General features: G+C 64.3%; 9 protein-coding genes. 8 read left to right on the top strand and 1 reads right to left on the bottom strand.

Annotated elements, in window-relative coordinates:
- The first annotated feature begins 137 nt into the window (after positions 1-137).
- Both dapA and RBB16_RS16950 read left to right on the top strand, forming a co-directional pair.
- Positions 138-1,013, top strand: a complete 876-nt coding sequence (gene dapA, locus RBB16_RS16945; protein ID WP_306047277.1) for a 4-hydroxy-tetrahydrodipicolinate synthase — start codon at positions 138-140, stop codon at positions 1,011-1,013.
- Position 1,014: 1 nt separating this feature from the next.
- On the top strand, positions 1,015-1,491 hold the full coding sequence (locus RBB16_RS16950) for a TrmO family methyltransferase (protein WP_306047278.1): 477 nt from the start codon (positions 1,015-1,017) through the stop codon (positions 1,489-1,491).
- On the opposite strand, the gene RBB16_RS16955 is transcribed toward RBB16_RS16950, so the two are convergent.
- A complete protein-coding gene (locus RBB16_RS16955) occupies positions 1,492-2,349 on the bottom strand; it encodes an ATP-binding cassette domain-containing protein (RefSeq protein WP_306047279.1) in 858 nt (285 codons plus the stop codon).
- A gap of 125 nt (positions 2,350-2,474) precedes the next feature.
- Here RBB16_RS16955 and smpB point away from each other — a divergent pair, with 125 nt between their 5' ends.
- The 6 genes from smpB to arfB all read left to right on the top strand — a co-directional run.
- Complete coding sequence (gene smpB / locus RBB16_RS16960; RefSeq protein ID WP_306047280.1) at positions 2,475-2,954, top strand: SsrA-binding protein SmpB; 480 nt, start codon at positions 2,475-2,477, stop codon at positions 2,952-2,954.
- A gap of 72 nt (positions 2,955-3,026) precedes the next feature.
- Positions 3,027-3,878, top strand: coding sequence for a 3-mercaptopyruvate sulfurtransferase (gene sseA, locus RBB16_RS16965; protein ID WP_306047281.1), 852 nt, complete (start codon positions 3,027-3,029; stop codon positions 3,876-3,878).
- Entirely contained in the window at positions 3,875-4,432 is a 558-nt protein-coding gene (locus tag RBB16_RS16970; RefSeq protein WP_306047282.1) for a GNAT family N-acetyltransferase, read from the top strand. Before sseA ends, RBB16_RS16970 begins: the two co-directional genes overlap by 4 nt.
- A 12-nt stretch (positions 4,433-4,444) precedes the next feature.
- Positions 4,445-5,629 (top strand): amino acid aminotransferase, encoded by a 1,185-nt coding sequence (locus RBB16_RS16975; RefSeq protein WP_306047283.1) that lies wholly within the window; start codon positions 4,445-4,447, stop codon positions 5,627-5,629.
- 145 nt (positions 5,630-5,774) lie between these two features.
- Positions 5,775-6,398, top strand: coding sequence for a queuosine precursor transporter (locus RBB16_RS16980; RefSeq protein WP_306047284.1), 624 nt, complete (start codon positions 5,775-5,777; stop codon positions 6,396-6,398).
- A gap of 304 nt (positions 6,399-6,702) precedes the next feature.
- Positions 6,703-7,102 (top strand): alternative ribosome rescue aminoacyl-tRNA hydrolase ArfB (gene arfB, locus RBB16_RS16985; protein WP_306047285.1); only part of this gene is annotated, 400 nt, incomplete at its 3' end.

Genomic DNA, 7,102 nt, shown 5'->3' on the forward strand with positions numbered 1-7,102 from the left:
GGTTTGTAACTATCCTTAAAGGATAAGGCCTCAGCCCTTGCTTGCAACTCACTTACTTGGCAATAGGCGGGCGGCGGCCCGTCGGGCCGCGATCCTCCGCCGATCCCGGCGATACCAGACATGAAAGGAAGCGTGTGATGTTCAAAGGCTCGATGCCCGCATTGGTCACGCCGTTCAAGGACGGCGCGGTGGATTTTGACACGCTGAAGAAACTCGTCGAGTGGCATGTCGCCGAGGGCAGCACCGGTCTGGTGCCCGTGGGCACGACGGGCGAAAGCCCGACCCTGACCCATGAGGAACATGAACAGGTGATCGAGGCCGTGGTAGAGGCCGCCGCGGGCCGTGTGCCCGTCATCGCCGGGGCCGGGTCCAACAACACGGTGGAGGCCATCCGGTTCCTGCAACACGCCAAGGCCGTTGGCGCGGATGCGGGCCTTGTCGTGACGCCCTATTACAACAAGCCCACGCAGGCGGGCCTGATCGCGCATTACACCGCGCTGACCGAGGCCTGCGACCTGCCGATCATCATCTACAACATCCCGGGCCGGTCGGTCATCGACATGTCGCCCGCCACGATGGGCGAGCTGGCAAAGCTGCCCTCCATCGTGGGTGTGAAGGACGCGACCGGTGATCTCGCGCGTGTCAGCTGGACCCGCATTTCTTGCGGGCCGGAGTTCTGCCAGCTCTCGGGCGAGGACGCGACCGCGCATGGCTTCAACGCGCAGGGCGGGGTCGGATGCATCTCGGTCACTGCCAACGTCGCCCCGCGCCTGTGCGCCGAGATGCAGAACGCGACGCTGGCGGGCGACTATGCCAAGGCGCTGCAGATCGCCGACAAGCTGATGCCGCTGCATCGCGCGATCTTCCTCGAACCGGGGCTGTGCGGTGCGAAATACGCCATGTCGGTTCTTGGTCTCTGCTCGGACGAGGTGCGCCTGCCGCTGGTGCCGGTGACCGACGCCACCAAGGCCGAGATCCGGGCCGCCATGCAACATGCAGGCCTGATCGACTGATATGGCTGAGATCCGCGACGGTGAGGTGACGCTGCCCTTTGATCCGGCTGACCGGGCCGAGGCGGGTGTTGCCTTCATCGGGCGGATCCGCACGCCGTGGTTCAAGGGGCATGGCCCCAAGAACCTGATCCAGGCACGCGAGACCGGGCAGGGGGCGACGATCGAGCTCGCCCCCGCCTATATCCCCTGCCTTGGGGGGCTGGAGGAAGGCACGCCCGTCGTACTGCTCTACTGGATGGACAAGGCGGCGCGGAACATCGCGGTGCAGAACCCGCACCACACCGAGGGCACACGCGGTACGTTCGCCCTGCGCTCGCCCGCGCGGCCCAACCCGATTGCGCTGGCGGTGGTGATCCTGCAGGGGATCGACCGCGACACCGGCCTGCTGACCATCGACGCGATGGATTGCTACGACAACACGCCGCTTCTGGACATCAAGCCGTGGAAAGCCTCCATCGACGTACCGCCGGGCGCGTGATCATTCCTCCACCACGGGCATGCCGTTGCGATCAAAGCGGTAGGTCACCAGTTCCAGACGGGCGAGATCCCACCGTTCCTGCTGTAGGTGATCGTCAATTCTGACCGGAAATCCGTGTGGTTCCAGCGTGATGAGATCGGGTAGAATGGCCTCTGGCGGGATCGGGTCGCCGGTGATCTCGACATGCAGGGTCTGGAGCCGACGCAGGATCTCCAACACCTCCTCCACGCCCGGCAACGCCTCCTGCGGTGCAAGCACGTAGTCGCGCAATACCTGCCCGTCCTGTGCGATCAGCCGGGCAAGTTCCGTATCGAAGCCCTGATAGGCCGAGGTCGGTTCATCGAGCAGGATAAGCTCGGCATCCATCAGCAGACCACGCGATATGGCAACCCGCTGCTGCTGACCGCCGCTCAGCGTCTGGCCGGTGGGGCTCGGGGTTCCCGTCAGGCCAATGGCACCTTCCAGCGCGGCCTGCACGGCCTCGCGCTGGTTCGGGTCCACACCATCCAGCATGTCGGGGATCAGCTCGGCCACTGTCGCGCGGGCCTCCTCCAGCGCGCTCGTATCCCCGGTGGCACCCATTGCCCCAGCGGCATTGGCCATCTGCATGGCGGCCTGCAGATCGACAAAGCGCCCGCCGCGCCCGTCCCAGACCCGGATGGTTCCGAAATTCAGATCGGCCACGAGCGCGCCATCGTGACCGGGATTGAGAGCAAACATGTTCTGCGACAGGATCATGATCATTGAGGTCCGCCCCTGTCCGGAGGCCCCCAGATATTCCACCAGATGCCCACGCTGCTGCGCGAACAGGCTGGATGGAACAAGTATGAACAAAGCAATCAGGATGATGCGGCGCATTGAAATCCTCCCCGGACAATACCTGTCTGAAACCGGGTCCAGCATAGCACAACTCTGCCTTGTGCGCAGCCGCCAGCGCAGGACCGGTAGACAGCGCGGGCAAGCCACACTACATCGGGCGGATCATGGCCAAGAAACCGAAGACAGACCCCAACTACAAGGTGATCGCCGAGAACCGGCGGGCGCGCTACGACTATGCCATCGAGGATGACATAGAATGTGGGATCGTGCTGCAGGGGTCCGAGGTGAAATCGCTGCGCGAGGGCGGGTCGAACATCGCCGAAAGCTATGCCGCCGTGGATGAGGGCGAGCTGTGGCTGGTCAACAGCTATATTGCCCCATACAAGCAGGCCAAGACCTGGGGCCACGAGGAACGCCGCCGCCGCAAGCTGTTGGTCAGCAAGAAGGAACTGTCGAGGCTGTGGAACGCCACGCAGCGGCAGGGCATGACGCTGGTGCCGCTGGTGATCTACTTCAACCACCGGGGCATGGTGAAGCTGAAGATCGGCATCGCCAAGGGCAAGAAGACCCAGGACAAGCGCGCCACCGAGGCCAAGCGCGACTGGCAGAAGCAGAAAGCCCGCCTGTTGCGGGACCGGGGCTGACAACCCGCCCTCTTGAAAGCAGGCCCCGGCCCGCGTAGGGCTAGCAAAACCCCGTGCCTGACGGAGACCCGCATGTCTGCTGACGATCCCAAAACGCTCGTATCCACCCAGTGGCTCGCCGATCACATGAAGGACCCGGATCTGCGGATTCTGGATGCCTCCAACTACCTGCCCGATATGGGCCGCGATGCGAAGGCTGAGTATGACGCCGCCCATATCCCCGGCGCGCGGTTCTTCGATATCGACGATGTCAGCGATTCCGTCAGTGACCTGCCCCACATGGCCCCGCCGCCGGAAAAGTTCATGAGCCGTATGCGCGCCATGGGTGTGGGCGACGGGCATCAGGTGGTGGTCTATGACGGTAACGGGCTGTTTTCGGCGGCGAGGGTCTGGTGGCTGTTCCGCCTGATGGGCAAGACCGACATCGCCGTGCTGGATGGCGGCATCCGCAAATGGCAGGCCGAGGGGCGCGAGATCGAGGACATGCCCCCCATCGTGCGCGACCGGCACATGACCGCGCAGCGCCAGGCGCATCTGGTCAAGGACGTCACGCAGGTGGCCGCTGCCGCCAAGCTTGGCGACTGGCAGATCGTTGATGCCCGCAGCGCCGGTCGCTTCCGCGGCGAGGAACCGGAACCACGCGAGGGCCTGCGGTCGGGCCGCATTCCGGGCTCGAAGAACGTGCATTATGCAACTCTGCTGAACGAAGACGGCACCATGAAACGCGGCGACGCCCTGCGCGCGGCGTTTGAGGCCGGTGGAGTCGATCTGGACAAACGGATCATCACCACCTGCGGGTCGGGTGTTACAGCGGCGATCCTGTCGCTCGGGCTGGAGCTGCTCGGCCACAAGGATTGGGCGCTTTACGATGGCTCCTGGTCCGAATGGGGCCAGTTCGATCAGCTGAAGGTCGAGGTGGGATGACCTTCATCCCCGCAGGCACCGAAGTCGCCTACACGATCACCTATCTGGAGATGACCGAGGCCCCTGCCCCGGCCCCCGCCCTGCCTGATGACGTGCGGCTGGAGCGGTGCGAACAACCCCCGGTCTGGTTCTTCCTGTCGCTCTACGATGCCGTCGGGCGGATGTATGAATGGGTCGACAAGTTCAATGAGCCGCCTGAAGCGGTCCGGACCTTTGTCCAGCACCCCGACGTATCGCTCTACGTCGCCTACCGCCATGGCTGGCCCAACGGGTTCTTCCAGCTCGACTGGCGCAAAGAGGGTGTGTGCGACCTCGCCTATTTCGGGCTGGTGCCCGAAGCGATCGGCGGCGGCATCGGCGGCGCGCTGTTGCGCACGGCCATCGCGACGGGCTGGTCGCGCCCCGGCGTCGCGCGCATGACCGTCAACACCTGCACGCTGGACCATCCCCGCGCGCTCGACCTCTACAAGCGGATGGGCTTCCGGCCCGTCCGCACAGAGGATCATGCCCGCATTCTGACTCGCGACCGCGACCCGTCGCAATTTCCCGCCTGAGGAGAGGCACATATGTTCGAGACCCTGACCGCCCCGCAGCCCGACAAGATCATCCAGCTGATGCAGATGTTCCGCGAGGATACGCGGGACGGCAAGGTCGATCTCGGCGTCGGCGTCTACAAGACGCCCGAAGGCAAGACCCCCGTGATGAAGGCCGTGAAAGCGGCGGAAGAACTGGTCTGGCAGACGCAGGACAGCAAGGGCTATGTCGCACTGGCGGGCGATGCGGGCTATCTGGCCGCGATGAAGGGGCTGCTCTTTGCCGACGCGGTGCCGCATGCGCGCCTGGCCGCAGCGGGCACACCCGGCGGCACAGGCGCCGTGCGGCAGGTGCTGGAGATGGTCAAGCGCCTGACGCCAGAGGCCACCGTCTGGATCAGCGCACCGACCTGGCCGAACCACCCGGCGATCATCAGCTACCTGGGCCTCGCCACGCGCGAATACCGTTATTACGACGCGGATAGCGGCGGGCTGGATCGTGCGGGCATGATGGAGGATCTGGCAGGCGTGCAGAAGGGCGACCTGATCCTTGTGCATGGCTGCTGTCACAACCCCACCGGCGTGGACCTGACGCTCGATGACTGGCGCGCGCTTGGCGAGTTGTGCCTGTCGACCGGGGCAATTCCCTTTGTGGACATGGCCTATCTGGGCTTCGGTCAGGGCATCGAGGAAGACGCCGCCGGGATGCGCCTGCTTGCAGGCATGGTGCCCGAGATGCTGATCGCGGCCTCGTGCTCCAAGAATTTCGGCCTCTACCGCGATCGCGTTGGCATCGCCATGGCGCTTTGTGGAGATGAGAAGGCCGCCGCAGCGACCGGCGGCATGCTGGCCTGGCTCAATCGTCAAAACTTCGCGTTTCCGCCGGATCACGGCGCGCGCGCAGTGCAGACCATTCTGGGCGATGCCGGGCTGACCGACCTGTGGCGAGAAGAACTGCGCGAGATGCGCGAGGGCATGCAAGCCAACCGAGAGGCGCTGGCCGCCGAACTGCAGCGCATCACCGGGTCCGACCGTTTCGCCTTCCTCGCTGCACATCGCGGCATGTTCTCGCTGCTTGGCGCAAGCCTGGAGCAGGTGGAGCAGCTGCGCGAAGAGCACGGCATCTACCTCGTCTTCGACAGCCGCATGAACGTGGCGGGCCTGACACCCGAGACGATCCCACTGGTGGCGAAGGCGGTGGCCGAGGTCATGGGCTAAGAAAAATCTTCCCGAAGATTTTTCCGCTGATCCAAAATTCTTCCATGGCGCGGGGCTTGCCATCCGGCCCCCGCCTGCGCTATGGCGCGCCGTCCCTGACCGTCAGGGCCAAGTCTCCGCTACCTTGTCAAAACGGACCAAGCACATGACCCGCACCTATCTGCCCGGCATTCTTGCCATGGCGGCCGTTGTCGTCGCCTCGAACATCCTCGTCCAGTTTCTCTTCGGCCAATGGCTGACCTGGGGGGCCTTCACCTACCCGGTCGCGTTCCTTGTCACCGACGTGATGAATCGCGTCTATGGTGTTGATGCGGCTCGGAAAGTTGTGGTTTCCGGCTTTGTGGTCGGGGTCATCTGCTCGCTGATTGGAACCCAGATCATTGGGGAATTCGGCCCGCTGGTGACCCTGCGCATCGCCATTGGCTCCGGTCTTGCCTTCCTGACCGCGCAACTGCTTGATGTTGCTGTCTTTAATCGCCTGCGCGAGGGCGCGTGGTGGCGGGCGCCGCTGGCGTCTACGCTGATCGGATCTTCTGTGGATACAGCGTTATTTTTCTCTATCGCTTTCTCGGGGGCGTTAACCTTTATCGAGCCGGGCAATGACGTGTCCTGGGCCGGTGAGGTTCTGCCGCTTCTTGGCACCGGGCCGCAAGTGCCGCTTTGGGTGTCGCTGGCCGTCGCCGACTGGCTTGTCAAACTGTCGCTCGCGCTGATCGCGCTGATCCCCTTCCGGGTCATCACGGCAAAATTGACCGCACAGGTAGCATAAAAACTTTTGACAAACACAAAATCTATGGCACCCTCCTAGTACGAGTTCACAATCAGAAAGGAGGTGCCCATGTCGAGAGAGATATTGGAGAAGTGCGTCGGGACAGTCTGGGAGGGACGCGGCTAGGCAGCCTTAGCTGCGCAATCCATCCCAGGTGGGCCTTGGTCTAACCGACCCCACCTCCTTAATTTCTCGGAAAGGGTCGCCCCCGTGGCGGCCCTTTTCTGTTAACAAATAGGGGGGGTGCCATGCGTACACCCCCCGTACACCCCCTGTACACCCCCCGTGCATACGGAAAGACGACATGCTGAGGATCACCGACCAGATCACCATCGCCGATTGGGAGCTGACGGAACAGTTCACCCGCGCCTCCGGCCCCGGCGGGCAGAACGTGAACAAGGTGTCCACGGCGGTGGAACTGCGGTTCGAGGCCGAGCGATCCCCGAACCTACCCGACCCGGTCAAACGGCGGCTGCGGCGACTGGCAGGCCAACGCTGGACCAAGGACGGCGCGGTGGTGATCTTCGTGCAGGAGACGCGGAGCCAGGCCCGCAACCGCGAGATCGCGCGGGAACGGCTGGCGGAGCTGATTGGGCGGGCAACGGTGGCGCCCAAGAAACGCCGCCCGACCCGGCCCACCAAGGGCAGCGTGGAGCGGCGCCTCAAGGCCAAGAAGGCGCGGGGGGAGGTGAAGCGGTTGCGGG

This window comes from Nioella sp. MMSF_3534, assembly GCF_030732985.1.
In the GTDB taxonomy this organism is placed as follows: domain Bacteria; phylum Pseudomonadota; class Alphaproteobacteria; order Rhodobacterales; family Rhodobacteraceae; genus Nioella.